The organism is Variovorax sp. EBFNA2, from assembly GCF_033802765.1.
Classification (GTDB): domain Bacteria; phylum Pseudomonadota; class Gammaproteobacteria; order Burkholderiales; family Burkholderiaceae_C; genus Variovorax; species Variovorax paradoxus_H.
The window spans coordinates 2142567-2163177 of sequence record NZ_CP138496.1 but is presented as its reverse complement, the minus strand read 5'-3'; the positions used below and the strand labels follow the sequence as shown (position 1 = coordinate 2163177).

The following is a 20611-nucleotide window of genomic DNA, read 5'->3' as shown; positions in this document are numbered from 1 at the left end:
TGTCGCCTGTGCATGCATTGCAGGCGTAACGGGGCATTGCGAAGAGACAACAGAAAGGCCTTCATGCCCGGTTATTCCGATCCCGGTTTCGACACCCTCGCGCTGCACGCCGGCGCCGCCCCCGACCCCACCACCGGTGCGCGGGCCGTTCCCATCCACCTGACGACCTCGTTCGTCTTCGAATCCAGCGACCACGCCGCCGCGCTCTTCAACCTGGAGCGCGCCGGCCACGTGTACTCGCGCATCAGCAACCCGACCAACGCGGTGCTGGAGCAGCGCGTGTCGGCGCTCGAAGGCGGCATCGGCGCCATCGCCACGGCCAGCGGCCAGGCGGCGCTGCACCTGTCGGTCGCCACGCTGATGGGCGCGGGCTCGCACATCGTCGCGAGCACGGCGCTGTACGGCGGCTCGCAGAACCTGCTGCACTACACGATGCGCCGCTTCGGCATCGACACCACCTTCGTGAAGCCCGGCGACCTTGACGGCTGGCGCGCCGCAGTGCGCCCCGAGACCAAGCTGTTCTTCGGCGAAACCGTGGGCAACCCTGGCCTCGATGTGCTCGACATTCCCGCCGTGAGCGACATCGCCCACGAAGCCGGCGTGCCGCTGCTGGTCGACTCCACGCTCACCTCGCCCTACCTCATCAAGCCCTTCGACTGGGGCGCCGACCTGGTCTACCACTCGGCCACCAAGTTCCTGTCGGGCCACGGCACCGTGATCGGCGGCGTGGTGGTCGACGGCGGCAGCTTCGACTGGGAGAAGTCGGGCAAGTTCGCCGAGCTCACGCAGGCCTACGACGGCTTCCACAACATGGTGTTCAGCGAAGAAAGCACCGTCGGCGCCTTCCTGCTGCGCGCGCGCCGCGAAGGCCTGCGCGACTTCGGCGCGTCGATGAGCCCGCACACGGCGTGGCTCATCTTGCAGGGCATCGAGACGCTGCCGCTGCGCATGGAACGCCACATCGACAACACGCAGAAGGTGGTCGAGTTCCTGTCCACGCACCCGTTCGTGTCGCGTGTGGGCCACCCGCTGATCGAGTCACACCCCAGCCATGCGCTCGCGCAGAAGCTGCTGCGCCACGGCGCGCGCGGCGCGGGCGCGGTGTTCAGCTTCGACATCAAGGGCAGCCGCGCGCAGGGCAAGGCCTTCATCGAAGCGCTCAAGCTGTTCAGCCACCTGGCCAACGTGGGCGACTGCCGCAGCCTGGTGATCCACCCTGCGAGCACCACGCACTTCCGCATGACCGACGAGGCGCTCGCGGGCGCGGGCATTTCGCAGGGCACGATCCGCCTGTCGATCGGCCTGGAAGACCCGGCCGACCTGATCGACGACTTGAAGCGCGCGCTGAAGGCCGCGGAAAAGGCGGGGGCCTGACATGCACTACACCGTCAACGGCCACAGCACCTACTGCTACACCGCCGGCAAGCCCTTCGATGCGGCCAAGCCCACGGTGGTGTTCATCCACGGCGTGCTCAACGACCACAGCGTGTGGATTCTGCAGAGCCGCTGGTTCGCCAACCACGGCTGGAACGTGCTGGCGGTCGACCTGCCGGGCCACTGCAAGAGCGCCGGCGCGCCGCCGGCCAGCGTGGAAGACGCGGCGCAGTTCGTCATTGCGCTGCTCGACGCGGCGGGCGTGCAGAAGGCTGCGCTCATCGGCCACAGCTTCGGCTCGCTGATCGCACTCGAAACCGCGGCGCGCGCTCCCGAGCGCATCACGCAGCTCGCGATGGTCGGCACGGCCTACCCGATGGTGGTGTCGCCCGCGCTGCTCGAAAGCTCGGTGAGCGACCCCCAGCGCGCCATCGCCATGGTCAACACCTTCTCGCACTCGCTGCTGGCGCCGCCGCCTTCGTCGCTTGGCCCGGGCACGTGGCTGTACGGCAGCTCGCGCGCGCTGATGCGCCGCGTGCTCGCGAGCAACCGCGAGGCCAATGTGTTCCACGTCGGCTTCAAGGCCTGCAACGACTACGCGAACGGCGAAGTGGCGATCGAGAAGGTGCAGTGCCCGGTGCTGTTCCTGCTCGGCGACGCCGACCAGATGACGCCACCGCGCGCGACCAAGGCACTCGTGAGCAAGGCGCGCAATCCCAAGGTGGTGACGGTGCACGCCGGTCACGCGCTGATGAGCGAGGCGCCGGACGAGGTGCTGTTCGCGCTGCGCGACTTCGTCGCGGGCTGAAAGAACGCAGGGCGGTGTTTCAGCTGCCCAGCGCGTTGATGTCCGCCGGGTCGAGCAGCACCTTGCGCGCGCCTTTACGCGCCACCGTGAGCATTGCGCGGCCCACCTTCTCGGTGGTGGTCACGCGGTCGGGCCACCAGCGGTGGGCCAGCCCGAGCACGGGCTTGAGTACGACGATCGCGGCCTGGTACAGCGGCGTCTTCGAGCGCACGCCGTGCAGCGGCTGGATCATCCCGGGCCGGAACATGTAGGACGCGCGAAACGGCAGGCGCATCAGGGCGTTTTCGGTCGCCCCCTTCACACGCGCCCACATGCGTTCGCCGCGCTCGCTGCTGTCGGTGCCCGCGCCCGTCACGTAGGTGAAGGTCATGCCCGGGTTGAGGCGCGCCAGCACGGTGGCCGCGGCCATCGTCAGGTCGTAGGTGATGCGCTTGTACTCGGACTCCTTCATGCCCACCGACGACACGCCCAGGCAGAAGAAGCAGGCATCGAAGCCCGTCAGCTGCGGCTCGATGGCGCGGTAGTCGTACATGTCGGTGTGCACCAGGTCCTGCAGCTTGGGGTGCTGCTGTCCGGTGGCGCTGCGCCCCACGGCCACCACGCGCTCCACGTCGGGCGCCAGCAGGCACTCGCGCAGCACGCCCTGCCCCACCATGCCGGTGGCGCCAAAGATCAGGATGTTCATGGGAGGGAGGCTCCGAAGGGGTCAGACCGCGAAGGCCGCGGGCTTTTTCTCGAGCACGGCCAGCAGCAGGTCGACGTCGAGGCTGGAAGGTTGCGGCGGCTGCAGCGCGCCGAGCAGGCGCGACAGCGTCTCGATGTGCGGCAGCAGCGGGCCCAGAAAGCGCGTGCCGTCGGCGCCCGCCACCAGCAGGGTCGGGAAGGTCTCGACGTCGAAGGCGTCGGCGATCTCGGCGTGGTCCTCGATGTCGACCCAGGCGAAGCGGAACTGCGGATGCGCTTTCGCCAGTTCGGCCAGCAGCGGCCGGTAGTCGCGGCAGGTGCCGCACCATTCGGCGCAGAGGCAGACGACCCACAGCGCGTTGGCATCGGCGGAAGAAGCGGCGGGGACGGCGGGAACAGCGCTCAAAGTGGACACGGTGAAGGTGGGATGGCGAACCCGGGTGGTGCGTCCGCAGGCTCGTGGCTATTATCAACAAAGCCCCTGCGGGGCGCAGGAGACCCACGATGAACACCTCCACCCCTGCCGCGCCGAGCACGCCGAACACGCCGGCCGCGGTCGATCCGCGCCGCTTCACGAGCTTTGCCGAGTTCTATCCCTTCTATCTGACCGAGCACGCCAACGTCACCTGCCGGCGGCTGCATTTCGCGGGCTCGACGATTTCGCTGCTATGCCTCGTGGCCCTGGTGGTCACGCTGAATCCGTGGTGGCTGCTGGCCGGGCTGGTGGCCGGCTACGGCTTCGCCTGGGTCGGGCATTTCGGCTTCGAGAAGAACAGGCCGGCCTCGTTCAAGCGCCCGCTGTATTCCTTCATGGGCGACTGGGCGATGTACCGGGACATCTGGGCCGGGCGCGTCAAGATCTGACGCTCCTGGATTTCTAGATCAGCAGCACGTCGCCCAGCCGCAGCGTGTGCAGCGGGCCCTTCTGCCACAGGTCTTCGAGTGGCTCGGCGCGCGGCATGAGCAGCTCGCGCAGCAACGGCTCGATGGGCGTCGACGGATCGGCCAGCAGCACGTAGCGCGGGTCCTCGTTGGCAGGCTCTTCGGCCAGCGGCGCGATCCAGTCGAGCCGCACCAGCGTGTCGATCACCGGCACCAATTGCAGCCCGTCGACCCGCATGCGCGTCAGCAGCTCGCTCGCGCCCATGCCCTTGGCTGGCGTGGCCCGTGCGCGCGCCAGGTGCTGCAGCACTTCCATGGCGAGCTGCATCGGCCAGCCCGCCGCACTGCCCCGGCGCGCCACGCCCACCAGCAGGCTCGGCAGGTAGGCTGCGATGACGGCGCCCAGCAGCACGATCACCCACGCCACGTAGATCCACACCAGCAAGATCGGAAAGGTGGCAAAGGCGCCGTACAGCACCGAGTAGGTCGGCACCAGGCTCAGGTAGTAGCCGAGCACGCGCTTGGCGATCTCGATGGCGGCCGCCACGAAGAGGCCGCCGGCCCAGGCGTGCGACCAGCGCACCGTGGTGTTCGGCACGTAGTGGTACAGCGCGGCCATGCCGGCCGCGAGCAGCACGAATTCGAAGGTGTCGAAGACCAGCTTGACGATGCTCACGCCCACCACGCCGCGCGAGGCGGTGAACACGTACGAGGTGGTCGACAGGCTCACCGCCAGGATCAGCGGCCCGAGCGTGATGGTGGCCCAGTAGATGAGCACCAGCTGCGCCAACGGCCGCGGCGTGCGCACGCGCCAGATGTTGTTGAGCGTCTTGTCGACGGTGAGGATCAGCGCAATGGCGGTGATCAGCAGCACCACCAGGCCCGCGATGCCCAGGCCGCCGGCCTTGCTGGCGAACTGGTTCAGGTAGCCCAGCACCTGGCGCGCGATGTTGTCGGGAATCAGGCTCTCGATCAGCCAGCGCTGCAGGCGGCCCTGCATGGTGGCGAACATCGGGAACACGGTGAACAGCGCAAGCGCCACCGTGAAGAACGGCACCATCGCGATGGTCGTGGTGAAGGTCAGGCTGCTGGCCGTGAGCCCGAGGCGGTCTTCGCGAAAACGCTCGCCCAGCACGGCTGCGGTGTTGCGCCAAGGAAAGCGCGAAAGATCCCTCCAAAGCTGCCTGCGATTCATGGCCGGTATCATGCCATCCGCTCTTTCCTGAGACGCGCCACACCCGGTGCGCCTCCCCCTCTCTCTTTCGCTGCCACCGTGTCCGACACCCCGCTTCCTCCCTCTTCCGTCCGCGCCACCCGTTGGTTTGCCGTGGGCAGCCTCGTCGGCCTGATCGTGCTGGGCCTGGCCTGGGAGCTGTGGCTGGCGCCGCTGCGCCCGGGCGGCTCGCTGCTTGCACTCAAGGTGCTGCCGCTGGTCATTCCGCTCGCGGGGCTTTACAAGAACCGCATGTACACCTACCGCTGGGTCAGCCTGATGATCTGGCTCTACTTCACCGAAGGCGTGGTGCGCGCCTGGAGCGACACCAACGGCGTGGGGCAAATCCTTGCGCTCATCGAGGTGCTGCTGTGCCTCGTGCTCTTCGCGGCCTGCGCGTGGCATGTGCGCCTTCGCCTGCGTCACGCCAAGGCCGCTGCTGCCGCTGCATCTGCCCGTCAACTGGAAGCTTCCGCCCAATGACTTCTTCTGCCACCCCCACCGCATTGATCGACCAACTGCGCGCCATCGTCGGCGCCTCGCATGTGCTGAACGAGGGCGACCTCACCGCCTACGAGCAGGACTGGCGCAAGCGTGCGCGCGGCAAGTCGCTCGCCGTGGTGCGCCCGGCCAATGCGCAGCAGGTGGCCGACGTGGTCAAGGCCTGCGCCGCGGCCGGGACGGCCGTCATTCCGCAGGGCGGCAACACCGGCCTGGCGGTCGGCTCCATTCCCGACGACAGCGGCACGCAGGTGGTGCTGAGCCTGCAGCGCCTGAACGCGATCCGCAGCATCGACGCCGCCAACCTCACTATGACCGTCGAGGCCGGCTGCATCCTGCAGACCCTGCAAGAGACGGCCGAGAAAGCCGGCTACCTGTTCCCGCTGAGCCTGGCGGCCGAGGGCAGCTGCACCATCGGCGGCAACCTCGCGACCAACGCCGGCGGCACGCAGGTGGTGCGCTACGGCAACACGCGCGACCTGTGCCTGGGCCTGGAAGTGGTCACGCCGCAGGGCGAAATCTGGGAAGGCACGAGCGGCCTGCGCAAGGACAACACGGGCTACGACCTGCGCGACCTGATCGTCGGCAGCGAAGGCACGCTGGGCATCATCACCGCCGCCACCATGAAGCTGTACCCGCTGCCCGCCGCGCAGCTCACGGCCTGGGCGGCAGTGCCTTCGCTGGACCACGCGGTCACGCTGCTGGGCCTGGCGCACAAGCACCTGGGCTCGGGCCTCACCGGCTTCGAAGTGATGGGCAAGTTTGCGCTGAGCCTGGTCGACAAGCACATGCCGCAGTTGCGCGTGCCCTTCATCAACGATGAAGCGGTGCCCTACTGCGTGCTGCTCGAGAACTCCGACAGCGAGTCCGAAGACCACGCCCGCGCGCGCTTCGAGGCGCTGCTCGAAACCGCCTTCGAAGACGGCTGCGTGAGCGACGCGGTGGTGGCCGAGAACCTCACGCAGGCGCACCAGCTCTGGCACATCCGCGAAAGCATTCCGCTCGCGCAGGCCGAAGAGGGGCTGAACATCAAGCACGACATCTCCATTCCGGTGTCGCGCATTCCGGCCTTCGTGGAAGCGACCGACGCGCTGCTCCAACGCGAGATCGCCGGCGTGCGGCTGGTCAACTTCGGCCACCTGGGCGACGGCAACCTGCACTACAACGTGCAGGCGCCGGAGAACATCGACACCAAGGCGTTTTTGAAGAACGAGGAAGAGCGCATCAACACGCTGGTCTACGACGCGGTCGAGCAGTTCGGCGGCTCGTTTTCGGCCGAGCATGGCGTCGGCTCGCTCAAGGTCGACAAGCTCGAAAAGCACAAGTCGCCGGTGGCGCTGGAGATGATGCGGGCGATCAAGCGCGGGCTTGATCCGAAGAACATCCTCAACCCCGGGCGCGTCATTCGCGTTTAAGGCTGCCGGATATTTCTCCCTCCCCTCCCGGGGGAGGGCCGGGGTGGGGGCACGCGGCGCTCGATGAAGCACTGCGCCGAACCAGCGCCGCTTGCCCCCATCCCAACCTTCCCCCGGAAGGGGAAGGAGCAACACCAAACACTCAGCCCGGAAAGTCTTCCCCGCGCAGCTCGATCGGCTGCCCATGCGGCGTGCGCTCCGCCGCGTGATCCCACGCGTGGCGATAGCGGGCCAGCTCGTCGTCGGAACTCGCACCCTTGCGGGCCACAAGCCCTTCAAGCGCAGCGAGCCAGTGGCGGTAGTAGGTGTCGCCCGTGTCCGGATCGCCCGCGGCTTGCGCGGCGGTGATCTGGGTGGCCAGCGCCTCGGCCCACTCGACCCAGCTGAACAGGCCGCGCTCGTGCAGCGCCAGCGTCATCGCGAAGGCCTGCGCCTCCCACGGCTCCCTGAACACCGGTCCGTCGGCGTCGCGCGGCATGCCCGGGGCAAGCGCGAGCGGCGGCATGTCGTTCGCCTTCATGCCGCGGGCTCCAGGTAGCTTTCCCACGCATCGACCGACACGGCGAGGTTCTGGCGCGGCGCGTCGTCGCCCCACAGCTCGGCCTCGTCGAAGACCACGGTGTAGAGCCATTGCGGCTGCTCGCCCAGGCCCTGCGCATTCGCATCGGCGAACACGTGTGCGCCGTGGATGTGTTCGATCATGCCGCGCTTGCCCTGCACGTAGCCCGGCAGGCGCGTGTGGTGGTCGACGCGGCCGAGGTGCATGCGCACGGCCTGGCCGACCGCGAAGCGTGCGGGCGCCGATGCGGGGCGTTCGGTGGCGGAGCCCTTGGCGAGCACGGCGGGCACGTTCGCGGCCTGCAGCACGCGGGCGACCGGTGCGGGCGGATGCCTCATCTCGCCAGATGCGATCTCGTCGGGGAAAACCTGCGCGCGCTGCAGCATGAGCTGCTCCAGCGCGCCGAGCCAGATCTGGTAGTAGCTCAGGTCGCGGTAGTTCGGCAACGTCTCGCGCACAGCACGGCTCGCATCGATGTTCCAGGAACCGGTCGCGCCCATCGCGAGCGTGAGGGCCAACGCGCGCGGCTCCCACGCGCCATGGAACAGCTCGCCCTCGGGTTCGGGCGTGACGGGGCCGAAACCGGGTTGCCCGCCGAGGTCGGCGTGGGTCGTGTAGGTCATGCAGCACTCCTTGCCGAAGGCGCCTCGACCACGCGCGTACCGATCATCGAATCGCGCGAGACCAGCGCAGCCAACTCGTCCTCACTCCAGCCTTCGGTGCCGACCGGGCGCTGCGGGATCACGAGGTAGCGCACCTCGGCGGTCGAGTCCCAGACGCGGATGCGGGTGTTCTCGGGCAAGGTCGTGCCGAAATCGGCCAGCACGCCCCGCGGGTCTTTCACGGCGCGCGAGCGGTACGGCGCGCTCTTGTACCAGGTGGGCGGCAGGCCGAGCACGGGCCAGGGGTAGCAGCTGCACAGCGTGCAGACGACCATGTGGTGCTGGTCGTCGGTGTTGGCCACAGCCACCATGTGCTCGCCCTGGCGGCCTGTGTAGCCGAGCGAGGCGATCGCCGCCGTGGCATCGGCCATCAGCCAGTCGTGGAAGCTCTGGTCGACCCAGGCCCGCGCCACCACCCGTGCGCCGTTGCGCGGGCCGATGCGGGTCTGGTAGGTGTCGATCAGCGCGTCGAGCGCGGCAGGGTCGATGTAGCCCTTTTGGGTGAGCACGCTTTCGAGGGCGCGCACGCGCAGGTCCATCTCGCCGAGTTCGCTGTGGTCGTGAGAGTGGTCGTGGGAGTCGTGGGAGTGGTCATGGCCGGTCATCGGCCGATGCTAGCGCCGCCCCGTAAAATTCCCAACATGACCTCGTCCCCCCGCCCCATCCGCTCCCAGTACGAAGACTTCATGCGCCATGTCGACACCCATGGCGTCTTCAAGAGCGACCGCACGGGCACGGGCACCAAGAGCGTGTTCGGCCACCAGATGCGCTTCGACCTGAACGAGGGCTTTCCGCTGGTGACCACGAAGAAGGTGCACCTCAAATCCATCATCCAGGAACTGCTGTGGTTCCTGACCGGCTCGAGCAACAACAACTGGCTCAAGGAACGCGGCGTCAGCATCTGGGACGAATGGGCGCGCGAAGACGGCGACCTGGGTCCGGTGTACGGCGTGCAATGGCGCAGCTGGCCCACGCCCGACGGCGGCCACATCGACCAGATTTCCGACGTCATCAAGACGCTCAAGACCAACCCCGATTCGCGCCGCATCATCGTGAGCGCCTGGAACGTGGCCGAGCTGTCGAAGATGGCGCTCATGCCCTGCCATGCGTTCTTCCAGTTCTACGTGGCGCCGCCGCAGGCCGAAGGCGAGCGCGGCAAGCTCAGCTGCCAGCTCTACCAGCGCAGCGCCGACATCTTCCTGGGCGTGCCCTTCAACATCGCCAGCTACGCCCTCCTCACGCACATGGTCGCGCAGCAGTGCGACCTCGACGTGGGCGATTTCATCTGGACCGGCGGCGACTGCCACATCTACAGCAACCACGCCGAGCAGGTGAAGCTGCAGCTGAGCCGCAATCCGTACCCCTACCCCACGCTGAACATCAAGCGCAAGCCGGATTCGATCTTCGACTACCAGTACGAAGACTTTGAAGTGCTGGACTACAAGCACGGCGATCCGATCAAGGCGCCGGTGGCGGTGTGAGCGCCATGAGTGCCGCCACGCCCCGCATCCACCTGATCTTCGCGCGCGCCGCCAACGGCGTGATCGGCGCGAACAACTCCATTCCCTGGCACCTGCCGGAGGACATGGCGCACTTCAAGCAGCAGACGCTGGGCGCGCCGGTGATCATGGGGCGCAAGACCTGGGACTCGCTGCCGCCGCGCTTTCGTCCGTTGCCGGGCCGCCAGAACATCGTGATCACGCGGCAGGCCGACTGGGCCGCCGACGGCGCGCAGCGTGTGGGCAGCGTGCAGGAAGCAATCGCACTGTGCGAAGCACTGAAGCTGCCCGATGCCTGGGTGATCGGCGGCGCACAGATCTACGCCGAAGCCGAACCGCTGGCCCAGCGCGCCGTGGTCACCGAGATCGCACGCGACTACGAAGGCGATGCGCACGCCCCCGTGCTCGACGCCGCCGTGTGGCGCGAGACGCAGCGCGAGTCGCACGTCTCGGCCAAGGACGGCCTGCCCTTCAGCTTCGTGACCTACGAACGCATCGCGGCATGACGACGCCGCATCGCACGCCCGGTACCTCGCCACACCTCTCACGGCGCACCGTGCTGGCCGGCGCTGCCTTGCTCGCAGGCCTCGCGCCGCTGCAGGCCCTGCGTGCCGCCGGACCGCTGGAGTCCGACGAAGAGGCGCTCTTCATGCCCGGCACCGCGCGCCCCACCGCCGACGGCCGGATCGAGGTCGACGTGCATGCCTGGGTGTTCGAGCGCGAACAGCGCTGGGGCCTGGACGCCGCGCTCGCGCGCTACCTCGGCATGAACCTGAAGAAGCTCACGCCGGCCGCGCGGCTGCGCTTCAGCCAGCGCACCGCGCTGTTCCATGCCGAGTCGGAAGAAGACAAGGTGATCGACGTCGTCTTCGACGGCTCGGCCACGCGCCTCACGATGCCGCCCACGGGCGCCGACGGCCGCAGCAACCTGCGCGCGGTCGTCGAGGCCTCGCACATCCCGGCGTCGCAGGAGTGGCTGCCTTTCCACGGCGTGACCGGCCCGGGCGAGCTGCTGCCGCGCTTTCGCGGCCGTGCGCAGATCGTGCCGGCGCAGGGCGTGTCGGTCATCTCGGACATCGACGACACCATCAAGCGCACGCAGGTGCGCGACCGGCGCGAGATGCTGCTGAACACCTTCGCGCGCCGCTTCGAGGCCGCGCCGGGCATGGCGGCGTACTACCGCGCGCTGGCGCAGGTGCCCGGCACGCGCTTTCACTACCTCTCGGGCAGCCCGATCCAGCTGTACCCCGCGCTCACCGATTTCATTCGCGATGCCGACTTTCCCGCCGGCAGCATGCACCTGCGCGAGAGCACGACCTGGCGCACGCTCATTCCCAGCGGCGAAGAATCGCGCGCGCACAAGCTCGGCGCGATCGAGCGGCTGCTGGCCGAATTTCCGCAGCGCCGCTTCGTGCTCGTGGGCGATTCGGGCGAGGCCGATCCCGAGATCTATGCGCAGGTGTTCCGTGCGCATGCGCAGCGCATCGACGGCATCGTGATCCGCGACGTGACCGACGAGAACCGGCTGTCCGATCGCTACCGTGCGACCTTTGAAGGCATCGATCCGGTGGCCTGGCATCTGCTGCAGGCCGACACCACGGCATGGCCGATGCAGGCGGCCCTGCGGTAGCCGGACACGGCAGAAACAAAGCGGCACACCGCCACCGTTTGCGCTTGCAAAAAGAACACTTCGGTACACGCAAAAAAGGCATGCCCGGCGCAGGGTTTACACAGCGCTGATTGTTTGTGCGCACAATGGTCGAACCGCCCTCCCCTCAACCCAAGGAGACGACCCATGTCCATGGAATTTCTTCGGACCATCGCCGAGCAGAAATTGCCATACGTCCTCCACACGCCCGCTGACATCGACAGGCTGCGCGTGCTGCGTGCCGCCGAACTCGTGACTGCCTTCATTCCGCCGTCGGAGCATGCGCTGGACGAGCGCGCGATCCGTCAGCTGGCCCAGGTGGAATCCATCACCGCGAAGGGCCGCCTGGCACTGAACAAGGCGACCTCTTCGTTCATCGAGCTCTGAGCGCCCGGCCTGAACGCTCAGGTCAGACGACGCCCTGCGCCAGCATCGCATCCGCCACGCGCACGAAGCCGGCGATGTTCGCGCCGTCCACGTAGCTCACGCTGCCGTCGGCACGCGAACCGTAGTGCAGGCACGACTCGTGGATGCCCTGCATGATCTGCAGCAGGCGCGCATCGACTTCGTCACGCGTCCACACCAGCCGGGCCGCGTTCTGGCTCATCTCCAGACCCGACGTCGCCACGCCGCCCGCGTTGCTCGCCTTGCCCGGCGCATACAGCACGCCGTGGCCTTCGAGCACCTTCACGGCCTCGATGGTCGAGGGCATGTTGGCGCCTTCGGCCACGCACACCACGCCGTTCTTCACCAGCGTGCGCGCGTCTTCCTCGTTGAGCTCGTTCTGCGTGGCGCTGGGCAGTGCCACGTCGACCGGCACGTGCCACGGCGTGGCGCCGGCCACGAAGCGGGTGCCGGTGCGCTCGGCATAGTCGCTCACGCGGCCGTAGAGGTGGTTCTTCACGTCCATCAGCACGGCGAGTTTTTCGGGCGTGAAGCCGTCCTCGTCGACCACGGTGCCGCTCGAGTCCGACACGGTGACCACCTTGGCGCCCAGCGCCATGGCCTTCTCGATGGTGTACTGCGCCACGTTGCCCGCGCCCGAGACGCTCACGCGCAGGCCGTCGAAGCTGCGGCCCTTGCGCTTGAGCATTTCCTGCGCGAAGTAGACGTTGCCGTAGCCGGTGGCTTCGGGGCGGATCAGCGAGCCGCCGAAGCTCAGGCCCTTGCCCGTGAACACGCAGTCGGCGCGGTTGGTGAGCTTCTTCACCATGCCGGCCATGAAGCCGACCTCGCGCCCGCCCACGCCCACGTCGCCGGCCGGCACGTCGGTGTCGGAGCCCACGTGGCGGAACAGCTCGGTCACCAGCGCCTGGCAGAAGCGCATCACCTCGCCCTGGCTCTTGCCCTTGGGGTCGAAGTCGGCGCCGCCCTTGCCGCCGCCCATGGGCAGCGTGGTCAGCGCGTTCTTGAACGTCTGCTCGAAGGCGAGGAATTTCAGGATCGACAGGTTCACCGACGGATGAAAGCGCATGCCGCCCTTGTACGGGCCGATGGCCAGGCTGTGCTGGATGCGAAAGCCGCGGTTGACCTGCACTTCGCCGTGGTCGTCCACCCAGGAGATGCGGAACATGATCACGCGCTCGGGCTCGACCAGCCGCTCCAGCAGGCTGTGGCTCGTGTACTTCGGGTGCTTTTCGATGTACGGCCAGAGGCTTTCCATGACCTCGGTCACGGCCTGCAGGTACTCGGGCTGTCCGGGGTTGCGTTGTGCGACGTGTGCGAGGAACCCCCCGGCGGATGCGTGCTTCATTCCAATCCTCTGTTTTCCAAAACGGTGCATAACCTTATGCGAATCCTGCATTTTGCCGGATTGGAGAACCAGATTGAGGCGAAAAGCCCTCAGAAGGTGCGTCGTTTGGGGTGTCTGGTGTGGTGATGCCCCAACTTGAAACGCAGCGGGGGAAGGCACGCCCCCTTCCCCCGCGCGGCGCGCCACCAAAGATATTGGTTCGCGATCTCAGGCCCCGACCAAACCAAGGATGTCTCCGGCTAAAAAATCAACCGTATCAACCAGCGGTGAAGTCGTCAGTCTCTGTTGGCAAGCTAGGCCAATACCGCCGTGGTGGTTTCAAAGTCCATCTCAACCATTAACCAATTCAGGACGTAGGACATGGAAGGCAAGCACTCGATGTTCGGATTCGACGGATTTGACGCAACCCAGCTTTTCTGCCGGGGAGCTAAGTCCGTCGAAACCACAGGTAGTGCTCCAAGTTGCTCGCTTAGTATCCAACTTCACCGGCTGCGAGCGAACGCCAAGCCCCGCTAACAACCCGATCACCGAGCGTGAGTTACTCACCAAAAAATTCTGAGTCATTAATAAATTCCGACCTCGTTCAATCACGATCTACTAGGCGTTGAGGTTCTGAGAAACCATTGGCTAACAGCCAATAGAATGCCGCGCAACCCTTACGAAAGAATACATGGCCAAAAGTGACACGACAACCTCTTCCTCGAAGCCAGTCCCCGCGAAGAAAGCGGCACCTCCGAAGGGGTCAAAAAACAGCTCTTCCATTGACGCGGTTAACAAGCGCGTCGCCGAAGCGGTGGAAAAAAGATCTCGCTCCTCACGCCCATTCCCTGCTTGTTCTTTTGAGGAAGCGGCAGCCTTCGCTAAGCAGCTTTTTGATTTCGGAGCTGGACGACCAGTCCGAAAAATCACGCTTTTCGATCACTTGGGAAAGTCACCCGACAGCGGTGCCACGCGTCAGATCATTACCAACTCTGGTAAGTACGGCCTTACGAAGGGAAGTTATGCTGCGGAGATGCTTGAAATTACGCCTGAAGGCGCAAAGGCGGTGGATCAAGAGCATCCAGCCCGAGAAAGAGCGAAGGCTCGCATATTTCTCGGCCTAGAGAATATCCCAGCATTCAAGGCACTCTTCGATACGTACGTTGGCAATAAGCTGCCCCCGAAGGCGGCCTTAGTAGATACCGCGAAGTCGCTTGGTTTGAGTGATGACCTCGCAGTCGAAGCTGTCGAGACTTTCACGGTTAATTTACGTGAACTGGGCTTGCTGCAAACGTTGTCGGGCGCAGAAAGAATTTTGACATTCGATCACTATCTGGACTCGTTGCCGCAAACGAGTGCGGTGCAGAGTACCCGTCCTGCCCCGACCGTTGGGGCGGTGCCTGTGTCAGAAGTGAGGGTGGCGACGTCCCTCATCACATCAGACCAAGCGCAGTTCGAAACTACATGCTTCTATGTGACACCAATAGGGGCTCCCGGCTCTGACGAGCGTTTGCATTCGGACCTGATGCTAGGGTCAATCGTGGAACCGGCTCTGGAAGGCTTTGGACTCACCGTGGTCCGCGCAGATCAGATCGATAAACCAGGAACGATTACACGTCAGGTCTTCGACTATTTGCTACGCGCTAGGCTCGTCGTTGTCGACCTCTCCTTTCACAATCCCAACGTTTTCTACGAACTTGCTATTCGGCATGCCGCTCGCCTGCCAGTCGTCCAAATCATTCGCGCTGCCGAAAAAATCCCGTTTGATGTGAATCAGATGAGGACCATTCCCATCGATACGACTAGCATCTACACGCTGCTGCCCCAGCTGCAGTCATACGTCGCTCAGATCGCGAGCCACGTCAGACGCGCTCTTCAAGATCCAGATGCTGCGGACAACCCGCTCTCGACCTTCTACCCAAATTTTCGCGTCCAGCTGTAGCGCCTCCACCACAAGCTGCTCTTTAGCGGGCGCACGCTGTTGACGAGTTTCCAACGGCTACCCCGATCCGAATTGGAATGGATGCTTTCGACGGCAACTGCTTCGGGATAAGGTAAAGGCGGATGGACCCTAGCTGCCGAACCCTCGTCCTCACGCAAAGGATGGATCAAAGGCTGACCGGAAATCCCATGGTTTTACTCGCCATCACGCTATGGTTCAGCAACGCGGGCCTCAGCGCAGCACGCGTCGAGCAGTTTAAGTATCAAACTCGTTTCGCAGCGCCTGCGCCCTTCTCCTGCTACTTGCGCGCCTTCTCGATCTCCGCCATCAGCTCCTTGACGGTGGCCTCGCCGACCGACGCGGTGTACTTGTCGATCACCGGCTTCACCTTGGCGCGCAGCTTCGCCATTTCTTCGGGCGGCAGCTCGGAGACGGTCATGCCGGCCTTCTTGAGCGCGTCGAGCGCGCTGTCGGCCGCGCCGCGCGAGGCCTGACGCTGGAACGCGGTCGCTTCGGCGGCGGCCTCGTTGACGATCTTCTTCTCGTCGGCGCTCATGCCGTCCCAGGTCTTGCGGCTGATGAGCAGCGCCTGCGGGTTGTAGATGTGGCGGGTCTGGGTGATGTACTTCTGCACTTCCGCGAACTTGGACGACAGGATGGTCGTGTTCGGGTTCTCCTGGCCGTCGACCGCCTTCTGATCGAGCGCCGGATACAGCTCGGGGAACGGCATCGGCGTGGCGTTGGCGCCCAGTGCGTTGAACATATCGATGTAGATCGGCGACTGGATCACGCGGATCTTCAGCCCCGCGATGTCGTCCGCCTTGACGATCGGGCGCTTGCTGTTCGTGAGGTTGCGAAAGCCCAGGTCCCAGTAGCCCAGGCCGTGCAGCGCCTTGTCTTCCAGCTTGGCCATCATCTTCTGGCCGAAGGGGCCGTCGGTGACCACGTCGGCTTCCTTGCCGCTGTTGAAAAGGAACGGAAAGTCGAAGGCCGCGAACTCCTTCACCTGCGCCGACAGGATGCCCGCGTTGAGCACGGTCATCTCCACCGTGCCGCCCTGCAGCGCCGACACGGTCTGCAGGTCGCCGCCGAGCGTGCCGCCGGGGAACAGCTTCACGGTGATCTTGCCGCCCGACTTCGCGGCCACGAGGTCGGCAAACTTCTGCGCGCCCTGCGCCTGCGGATGGCCGGCCTGGTTCTGGAACGCGAACTTGATGGTGCGCTCCTTGAGCTGCGCGAACGCGCCGGGGGCGGCGAACGCGAGGGTCGCCGCCACGGCGGCCAGCAGCAAGGTGCGCTTCGAATGCTTCGTCTTCATGGTGATGTCTCCTTCTCTTTTCTGGGGGTGGTGAAACCGGCAGGGCCTACGCCCTCTTCTTGAACAACGCCGAGGCCCCGCTGGCGCGCGCCACCTCTTCGGCGGCCTGGCACAGCGCCGGCCCCAGCGCTTCCATGCGTTGCGGCGTGAGCCGCACCGACGGGCCCGCGATGGTGACGACCCCGATCGCCGTGCCGTCGGCGCCGAACACGGGCGCGGCCATGGCGGTCATCGCGGGGGCGAACACCTCGTTGATCATGCTGAAGCCGCGCTGGCGCGCCGCCTTCACGAAAGCCATCACGGCCTTGAGCGAGGTCGGCGCCTTGGGGCCGAAGTCTTCGGGCTTGCCCAGCCCCTTCTTGGCGACGAGCGCCATCGCGTCGTCTTCGCCCATGGTCGACAGCCACGCATGTCCGGCCGCGCTGCACGAGAGCGCGACAGACAAACCCATGTCGGGGTCGTAGCGCAGGCCGTGCGTGGCGCCCTGTGCCTTGGCGACGAAGGTCAGGTCTTCGCCGTCGACCACCGCCAGGCGAACGAGTTCGCCCGAGGTCGAGGCCAGCTGGTCGAGCAGCGGCTGCGCGATGTCGACGATGCCCGAGCGGCTGAGGAACGACAGGCTGATCGACACCAGCTTGATGGTCAGCACGTAGTGGCCGTCGCGCGCCTCTTGTCGCACGTAGCCGCAGCGGATGAGCTCCGCAAGCAATCGGTGCGATGCACTCAATGGAATCTGCAATTCGCTGGCCAACGCCGACAGCGCGCACCCCTCGGGATGCTCCGCCAGATATTCCAGCACCTTGAAGCTGCGCTCCAGTATTCCGCTCATTTCGTCCTCCGGATGTCGTCTCGTCAACGCGGGCGATGAGGCCCGCCACTCGTGGATCGCCAGCGTAGCAGAACTCGGGGAAGGGATTTCCATTATGGAAATTCTTTCCAATAAAAATACGATCGCCACCGTCCTGCATTTTTCTTCACCTCTGTTCCCTCCTTCTCCCTTTTTTCTTCCTTCCCGCCTGAGGACCCTTCGTGAAACTTCTTCGTATGCTTGCCGTGGCCGGCCTGTGCGCCGGCCTGACCGCCCCGTCGTGGGCACAGCAGGAGCGCGTGATCCGCTTCGGCCACCTGAACAACGCCGACCATCCCGTGAGCTTCGGCGTCAAGCGCTTTGCCGAGCTGCTCTCGGCCAAGAGCGGCGGCAAGATGAAGGTGCAGGAGTTCCCCGCCTCGCAGCTGGGCAACGAGATGCAGCAGCAGTCGGCCCTGCAAGGCGGCGTGCAGCAGATGTCTGCGCCGGCGACCACGTCGCTCGCGGGCATCGTCAAGGAATTCGGCCTCGTCGACTTTCCCTTCTCGGTGAACAACTTCGCGCAGGCCGATGCGCTGCTCGACGGGCCGCTGGGTCAGGCGCTGATCGCCAAGCTCCCCGAGAAAGGCCTCGTCGCCTTGGGCTACTGGGACCTGGGCTTTCGCAACGTCACGAACAGCAAGCGCCCGATCACCAAGCCTGAGGACCTCGAAGGCCTGAAGATCCGCGTGATCCCCAATCCCGTGTTCCTGGAGACCTTCAAGGCCTTCAAGGCCAACCCGGTGCCGATGCCTTTCGCCGAGCTGTACGGTGCGCTCGAAGCCAAGGCGGTCGACGGCCAGGAGAACCCGTATGCGGTGATCCTGTCGAACAAGTTCTACGAAGTGCAGAAGTTCGTGAGCGCCACCAACCACGTGTACGCCGCCAACATCGTGCTGGTGAGCAAGAAGTTCTGGGACTCGCTCACGCCGGCCGAGCAGAAGATGATGAACGACGCGGCCAACGAGGCACGCGGTTACCAGCGGCAAGTGAGCCGCGCCGCCGCACAGAAGGCCGTGGGCGACCTGCAGGCCAAGGGCGCGCAGTTCAACGAACTCTCGCCCACCGAGCAAAAGCGCATGCGCGACATCGCCAAGCCCGTCGTCGACAAGTTCGCCGCCCAGTACGACCCCGCCATCGTCAAGCTCTACAACGACGAGCTCGCGCGCATCCGCAAGTAAACAAGTCAGCAAGCCAGTCAGTCCCTCACCGAAGCTCCCCATGAAGATCCTCGTTCTCCACGGCCCCAACCTCAACCTGTTCGGTCGCCGCGAACCCCACATCTACGGCAAGACCACGCTCGCCGAAATCAACGCGCAGCTGCAGGCGCTCGCTGTCGAACTCGGCGTGACGCTCGAAACCATCCAGTCGAACCACGAAGGCGACCTGATCGACTTCCTGCACGCCCACATCGACGATGCGCAAGGTGCGCTGGTGAACCCTGCCGGCCTCACGCAGCACGGCGTGCCGCTGCACGACGCGATCAAGGCGATGCCGTTCCCGACCATCGAGGTCCACATGTCGAACATCGCCGCGCGCGAGGCATGGCGCGCGCATTCGATCATCTCGCCGGCGGTGAAGGGCACGGTCCAGGGCCTGGGCCCGCTGTCGTACCTGGCGGCCTTGCGCGCGCTGGTCGACATGCAGCGCCAGGCGCAAGCGCAGGCACAGGCCTCCGCATGACCCGCTGGCTCGACCGGTGCTGCACCGGCATCGAGGCGCTGATCGCGGCCGCGCTCGCGGTCATGGTCGTGCTCGTGTTCGGCAACGTGGTGCTGCGCTACGGCTTCAACTCGGGCATCACTGTGTCCGAGGAAATCTCGCGCTGGCTCTTCATCTGGATGACCTTCCTGGGCGCCGTGGTGGCGCTGAAGGAGCACGGCCACCTGGGTGTCGACATGGTGGTGCAGAAGCTGCCGCCGCTCGGCAAGAAGATCTGCCTGGCCGTCGGCCATGCGGTGATGCTCTACATCGTCTGGCTGCTGCTGCAGGGCAGCGTCGCGCAGGCGCGCATCAACTGGGACGTGACGGCGCCCGTCACCGGCGCGTCGATGGCCATCGTCTACGCCGCGGGCATCGTGTTCTCGGTGCTGGCCGGGCTCATCCTGGCGCTCGACCTGCTGCGCCTGCTCACGGGCCGCATCGCCGACGATGAGCTGGTGATGGTGCAGGAGTCGGAAGAAGCCGTGCAGCTGCAGCAGATCCTGGGGTCGCAGGGCGCCAAGGAACCGGGGGCGCGGCCATGACCATCGTTGTATTTGTCGGCTCGCTGCTGCTCGCCATGGCGATGGGCATTCCCATCGCCTTCTCGCTGCTGGCCAGCGGTGTCGCGCTGATGTGGCACCTCGACCTGTTCGACGCGCAGATCCTCACGCAGAACGTGATCGGCGGCGCCGACAGCTTTCCGCTGCTGGCCGTGCCCTTCTTCATGCTCGCGGGCGAGATCATGAACGTGGGTGGCCTGTCCAAGCGCATCGTCGACTTCGCGCTCGCGCTCGTCGGCCACGTGAAAGGTGGCCTGGGCTACGTGACCATCATGGCCGGCTGCCTGCTGTCGGCGCTCTCGGGGTCGGCCGTGGCCGATGCCGCCGCGCTCACCGCGCTGCTGCTGCCGATGATGGTGCGCGCGGGCCACGACAAGCCGCGCGCGGCCGGCCTCATTGCGGCCACCGGCGTGATCGGCCCCGTGATCCCGCCGAGCATCGGCCTCGTGATCTTCGGCGTGGCGGCCAACGTGTCGATCTCCAAGCTGTTTCTCGCGGCCATCGTGCCGGGCCTGCTGATCGGCGGCGCGCTGTGGATCACCTGGGCCTGGCTGGTGCGGCGCGAAAAGATCGTGCCGCCGCCGCGCAAGTCGTCGGCCGAAATTGCCGCCGCCTTCCGCAACGCGCTGTGGGCGCTGATGCTGCCGGTGATCATCCTCGTGGGCCTGCGCATGGGCGTGTTCACGCCCACCGAGGCCGCGGTGGTGGCCGCGGTGTACGCGCTCTTCGTGTCGACGGTCGTGTACCGCGAGATCACCTGGAAAGACCTGTACGCCATCTTCGTGAACGCGGCCAAGACCAGCGCCATCGTGATGTTCCTGATCGCCGCGGCCATGGTGAGCGCCTGGCTCATCACGGTGGCCGACCTGCCCTCGAAGATCGTGGGCATGCTGCAGCCGTTCATGGACAACCGGATGCTGCTCATGATCGCGATCATGGTGCTCGTGATGGTGGTGGGCACGGCCATGGACATGACGCCGACCATCCTCATCCTCACGCCCGTGCTCATGCCGGTGGTGAAGGCGGCCGGCATCGACCCCGTGTACTTCGGCGTGCTGTTCATCATCAACAACTCGATCGGCCTCGTCACGCCGCCGGTGGGCACGGTGCTCAACGTGGTGGCGGGCGTGGGCAAGATCTCGATGGATGACGTCACGCGCGGCGTGGTGCCGTTCATGCTGGCCGAGTTCGCGATCCTGTTCCTGATGGTGGCGTTTCCGCAGCTGGTGATCGTGCCGGCGCGGTGGTTCGGGGGCTGAGCCG

At 65.9% G+C, this 20611-nt stretch carries 23 protein-coding genes; 14 read left to right on the top strand and 9 right to left on the bottom strand.

Annotation, left to right across the window (positions count from 1 at the left end; translation table 11 throughout):
• Window positions 1-63 precede the first annotated feature (63 nt).
• Window positions 64-1374: an O-acetylhomoserine aminocarboxypropyltransferase gene (locus RZE79_RS09985; RefSeq protein WP_099796074.1), complete on the top strand. Its 1311-nt coding sequence runs from the start codon at window positions 64-66 to the stop codon at window positions 1372-1374.
• A gap of 1 nt (window position 1375) precedes the next feature.
• Window positions 1376-2182: an alpha/beta hydrolase gene (locus RZE79_RS09980; protein WP_319360283.1), complete on the top strand. Its 807-nt coding sequence runs from the start codon at window positions 1376-1378 to the stop codon at window positions 2180-2182.
• A gap of 19 nt (window positions 2183-2201) precedes the next feature.
• On the opposite strand, the gene RZE79_RS09975 is transcribed toward RZE79_RS09980, so the two are convergent.
• Window positions 2202-2867 carry an NAD-dependent epimerase/dehydratase family protein gene (locus RZE79_RS09975; protein ID WP_319360282.1) on the bottom strand — a complete coding sequence of 222 codons (666 nt, stop codon included), beginning with the start codon at window positions 2865-2867 and terminating at the stop codon, window positions 2202-2204.
• Between the two features lie 21 nt (window positions 2868-2888).
• Window positions 2889-3281 (bottom strand): thioredoxin family protein, encoded by a 393-nt coding sequence (locus RZE79_RS09970; RefSeq protein ID WP_373696548.1) that lies wholly within the window; start codon window positions 3279-3281, stop codon window positions 2889-2891.
• An 89-nt stretch (window positions 3282-3370) separates the two neighbouring features.
• On the opposite strand from RZE79_RS09970, the gene RZE79_RS09965 reads away from it, so the two are divergent.
• Window positions 3371-3730 carry an Mpo1-like protein gene (locus RZE79_RS09965; RefSeq protein ID WP_319360280.1) on the top strand — a complete coding sequence of 120 codons (360 nt, stop codon included), beginning with the start codon at window positions 3371-3373 and terminating at the stop codon, window positions 3728-3730.
• A 13-nt stretch (window positions 3731-3743) separates the two neighbouring features.
• Here the strand turns inward: RZE79_RS09965 and RZE79_RS09960 are convergent, their stop codons facing one another.
• Entirely contained in the window at window positions 3744-4955 is a 1212-nt protein-coding gene (locus RZE79_RS09960; protein WP_319360278.1) for a YihY family inner membrane protein, read from the bottom strand.
• Window positions 4956-5021: 66 nt separating this feature from the next.
• Between RZE79_RS09960 and RZE79_RS09955 the strand changes: the two genes are divergently transcribed.
• Together RZE79_RS09955 and RZE79_RS09950 are read left to right on the top strand one after the other, a co-directional pair.
• Window positions 5022-5444, top strand: coding sequence for a DUF2069 domain-containing protein (locus tag RZE79_RS09955; RefSeq protein ID WP_153285208.1), 423 nt, complete (start codon window positions 5022-5024; stop codon window positions 5442-5444).
• On the top strand, window positions 5441-6877 hold the full coding sequence (locus tag RZE79_RS09950; protein WP_319360276.1) for an FAD-binding oxidoreductase: 1437 nt from the start codon (window positions 5441-5443) through the stop codon (window positions 6875-6877). Before RZE79_RS09955 ends, RZE79_RS09950 begins: the two co-directional genes overlap by 4 nt.
• Window positions 6878-7019: 142 nt before the next feature.
• Here the strand turns inward: RZE79_RS09950 and RZE79_RS09945 are convergent, their stop codons facing one another.
• The 3 genes from RZE79_RS09945 to nthA are packed head-to-tail and all read right to left on the bottom strand — an operon-like array spanning window position 7020 to window position 8703.
• The gene (locus RZE79_RS09945) at window positions 7020-7397 is read right to left on the bottom strand and encodes a nitrile hydratase accessory protein (RefSeq protein WP_319360275.1); all 378 of its coding nucleotides are present in this window, start codon (window positions 7395-7397) and stop codon (window positions 7020-7022) included.
• On the bottom strand, window positions 7394-8059 hold the full coding sequence (nthB, locus tag RZE79_RS09940; RefSeq protein ID WP_319360273.1) for a nitrile hydratase subunit beta: 666 nt from the start codon (window positions 8057-8059) through the stop codon (window positions 7394-7396). The genes RZE79_RS09945 and nthB overlap by 4 nt, the downstream gene beginning before the upstream one ends.
• Window positions 8056-8703 carry a nitrile hydratase subunit alpha gene (gene nthA, locus RZE79_RS09935; RefSeq protein ID WP_319360272.1) on the bottom strand — a complete coding sequence of 216 codons (648 nt, stop codon included), beginning with the start codon at window positions 8701-8703 and terminating at the stop codon, window positions 8056-8058. Before nthA ends, nthB begins: the two co-directional genes overlap by 4 nt.
• 36 nt (window positions 8704-8739) lie before the next feature.
• On the opposite strand from nthA, the gene RZE79_RS09930 reads away from it, so the two are divergent.
• The 4 genes from RZE79_RS09930 to RZE79_RS09915 all read left to right on the top strand — a co-directional run bounded on the left by RZE79_RS09930 (window position 8740) and on the right by RZE79_RS09915 (window position 11632).
• Window positions 8740-9579 (top strand): thymidylate synthase, encoded by an 840-nt coding sequence (locus RZE79_RS09930; protein WP_319360271.1) that lies wholly within the window; start codon window positions 8740-8742, stop codon window positions 9577-9579.
• 5 nt (window positions 9580-9584) lie between these two features.
• On the top strand, window positions 9585-10103 hold the full coding sequence (locus RZE79_RS09925) for a dihydrofolate reductase (protein WP_319360270.1): 519 nt from the start codon (window positions 9585-9587) through the stop codon (window positions 10101-10103).
• Window positions 10100-11227, top strand: coding sequence for an App1 family protein (locus RZE79_RS09920; protein WP_319360269.1), 1128 nt, complete (start codon window positions 10100-10102; stop codon window positions 11225-11227). The genes RZE79_RS09925 and RZE79_RS09920 overlap by 4 nt, the downstream gene beginning before the upstream one ends.
• Before the next feature lie 165 nt (window positions 11228-11392).
• Window positions 11393-11632, top strand: coding sequence for a hypothetical protein (locus RZE79_RS09915; RefSeq protein WP_319360267.1), 240 nt, complete (start codon window positions 11393-11395; stop codon window positions 11630-11632).
• Window positions 11633-11654: 22 nt separating this feature from the next.
• On the opposite strand, the gene gdhA is transcribed toward RZE79_RS09915, so the two are convergent.
• A complete protein-coding gene (gene gdhA / locus RZE79_RS09910) occupies window positions 11655-12998 on the bottom strand; it encodes an NADP-specific glutamate dehydrogenase (protein WP_319360266.1) in 1344 nt (447 codons plus the stop codon).
• A 670-nt stretch (window positions 12999-13668) separates the two neighbouring features.
• On the opposite strand from gdhA, the gene RZE79_RS09905 reads away from it, so the two are divergent.
• The gene (locus RZE79_RS09905) at window positions 13669-14919 is read left to right on the top strand and encodes a hypothetical protein (RefSeq protein WP_319360265.1); all 1251 of its coding nucleotides are present in this window, start codon (window positions 13669-13671) and stop codon (window positions 14917-14919) included.
• A 298-nt stretch (window positions 14920-15217) separates the two neighbouring features.
• On the opposite strand, the gene RZE79_RS09900 is transcribed toward RZE79_RS09905, so the two are convergent.
• Window positions 15218-16237, bottom strand: a complete 1020-nt coding sequence (locus RZE79_RS09900) for a TRAP transporter substrate-binding protein (RefSeq protein WP_319360263.1) — start codon at window positions 16235-16237, stop codon at window positions 15218-15220.
• Between the two features lie 46 nt (window positions 16238-16283).
• Window positions 16284-17066, bottom strand: a complete 783-nt coding sequence (locus RZE79_RS09895; protein ID WP_319360262.1) for an IclR family transcriptional regulator — start codon at window positions 17064-17066, stop codon at window positions 16284-16286.
• A gap of 215 nt (window positions 17067-17281) precedes the next feature.
• Between RZE79_RS09895 and RZE79_RS09890 the strand changes: the two genes are divergently transcribed.
• The 4 genes from RZE79_RS09890 to RZE79_RS09875 are packed head-to-tail and all read left to right on the top strand — an operon-like array spanning window position 17282 to window position 20607.
• Window positions 17282-18265, top strand: a complete 984-nt coding sequence (locus RZE79_RS09890; RefSeq protein ID WP_319361143.1) for a TRAP transporter substrate-binding protein — start codon at window positions 17282-17284, stop codon at window positions 18263-18265.
• 40 nt (window positions 18266-18305) lie between these two features.
• Window positions 18306-18767 carry a type II 3-dehydroquinate dehydratase gene (locus RZE79_RS09885; protein WP_153285219.1) on the top strand — a complete coding sequence of 154 codons (462 nt, stop codon included), beginning with the start codon at window positions 18306-18308 and terminating at the stop codon, window positions 18765-18767.
• Window positions 18764-19330, top strand: coding sequence for a TRAP transporter small permease (locus tag RZE79_RS09880; protein ID WP_319360261.1), 567 nt, complete (start codon window positions 18764-18766; stop codon window positions 19328-19330). Before RZE79_RS09885 ends, RZE79_RS09880 begins: the two co-directional genes overlap by 4 nt.
• The gene (locus RZE79_RS09875) at window positions 19327-20607 is read left to right on the top strand and encodes a TRAP transporter large permease subunit (protein ID WP_319360260.1); all 1281 of its coding nucleotides are present in this window, start codon (window positions 19327-19329) and stop codon (window positions 20605-20607) included. Before RZE79_RS09880 ends, RZE79_RS09875 begins: the two co-directional genes overlap by 4 nt.
• Window positions 20608-20611 lie beyond the last annotated feature (4 nt).

What these genes read in the sequence shown, in the direction of transcription:
- RZE79_RS09895 (WP_319360262.1), bottom strand. Translation starts at nt 17,066, where the DNA reads ATGAGCGGAATACTGGAGCGCAGCTTCAAGGTGCTGGAATATCTGGCG.
- RZE79_RS09950 (WP_319360276.1), top strand. Translation starts at nt 5,441, where the DNA reads ATGACTTCTTCTGCCACCCCCACCGCATTGATCGACCAACTGCGCGCC.
- RZE79_RS09960 (WP_319360278.1), bottom strand. Translation starts at nt 4,955, where the DNA reads ATGATACCGGCCATGAATCGCAGGCAGCTTTGGAGGGATCTTTCGCGC.
- RZE79_RS09905 (WP_319360265.1), top strand. Translation starts at nt 13,669, where the DNA reads ATGGCCAAAAGTGACACGACAACCTCTTCCTCGAAGCCAGTCCCCGCG.
- nthA (WP_319360272.1), bottom strand. Translation starts at nt 8,703, where the DNA reads ATGACCGGCCATGACCACTCCCACGACTCCCACGACCACTCTCACGAC.
- RZE79_RS09885 (WP_153285219.1), top strand. Translation starts at nt 18,306, where the DNA reads ATGAAGATCCTCGTTCTCCACGGCCCCAACCTCAACCTGTTCGGTCGC.
- RZE79_RS09880 (WP_319360261.1), top strand. Translation starts at nt 18,764, where the DNA reads ATGACCCGCTGGCTCGACCGGTGCTGCACCGGCATCGAGGCGCTGATC.
- RZE79_RS09985 (WP_099796074.1), top strand. Translation starts at nt 64, where the DNA reads ATGCCCGGTTATTCCGATCCCGGTTTCGACACCCTCGCGCTGCACGCC.
- gdhA (WP_319360266.1), bottom strand. Translation starts at nt 12,998, where the DNA reads ATGAAGCACGCATCCGCCGGGGGGTTCCTCGCACACGTCGCACAACGC.
- RZE79_RS09945 (WP_319360275.1), bottom strand. Translation starts at nt 7,397, where the DNA reads ATGAAGGCGAACGACATGCCGCCGCTCGCGCTTGCCCCGGGCATGCCG.
- RZE79_RS09925 (WP_319360270.1), top strand. Translation starts at nt 9,585, where the DNA reads ATGAGTGCCGCCACGCCCCGCATCCACCTGATCTTCGCGCGCGCCGCC.
- RZE79_RS09930 (WP_319360271.1), top strand. Translation starts at nt 8,740, where the DNA reads ATGACCTCGTCCCCCCGCCCCATCCGCTCCCAGTACGAAGACTTCATG.
- RZE79_RS09980 (WP_319360283.1), top strand. Translation starts at nt 1,376, where the DNA reads ATGCACTACACCGTCAACGGCCACAGCACCTACTGCTACACCGCCGGC.
- RZE79_RS09890 (WP_319361143.1), top strand. Translation starts at nt 17,282, where the DNA reads ATGCTTGCCGTGGCCGGCCTGTGCGCCGGCCTGACCGCCCCGTCGTGG.
- RZE79_RS09920 (WP_319360269.1), top strand. Translation starts at nt 10,100, where the DNA reads ATGACGACGCCGCATCGCACGCCCGGTACCTCGCCACACCTCTCACGG.
- RZE79_RS09965 (WP_319360280.1), top strand. Translation starts at nt 3,371, where the DNA reads ATGAACACCTCCACCCCTGCCGCGCCGAGCACGCCGAACACGCCGGCC.
- RZE79_RS09875 (WP_319360260.1), top strand. Translation starts at nt 19,327, where the DNA reads ATGACCATCGTTGTATTTGTCGGCTCGCTGCTGCTCGCCATGGCGATG.
- RZE79_RS09915 (WP_319360267.1), top strand. Translation starts at nt 11,393, where the DNA reads ATGTCCATGGAATTTCTTCGGACCATCGCCGAGCAGAAATTGCCATAC.
- RZE79_RS09900 (WP_319360263.1), bottom strand. Translation starts at nt 16,237, where the DNA reads ATGAAGACGAAGCATTCGAAGCGCACCTTGCTGCTGGCCGCCGTGGCG.
- RZE79_RS09975 (WP_319360282.1), bottom strand. Translation starts at nt 2,867, where the DNA reads ATGAACATCCTGATCTTTGGCGCCACCGGCATGGTGGGGCAGGGCGTG.
- nthB (WP_319360273.1), bottom strand. Translation starts at nt 8,059, where the DNA reads ATGACCTACACGACCCACGCCGACCTCGGCGGGCAACCCGGTTTCGGC.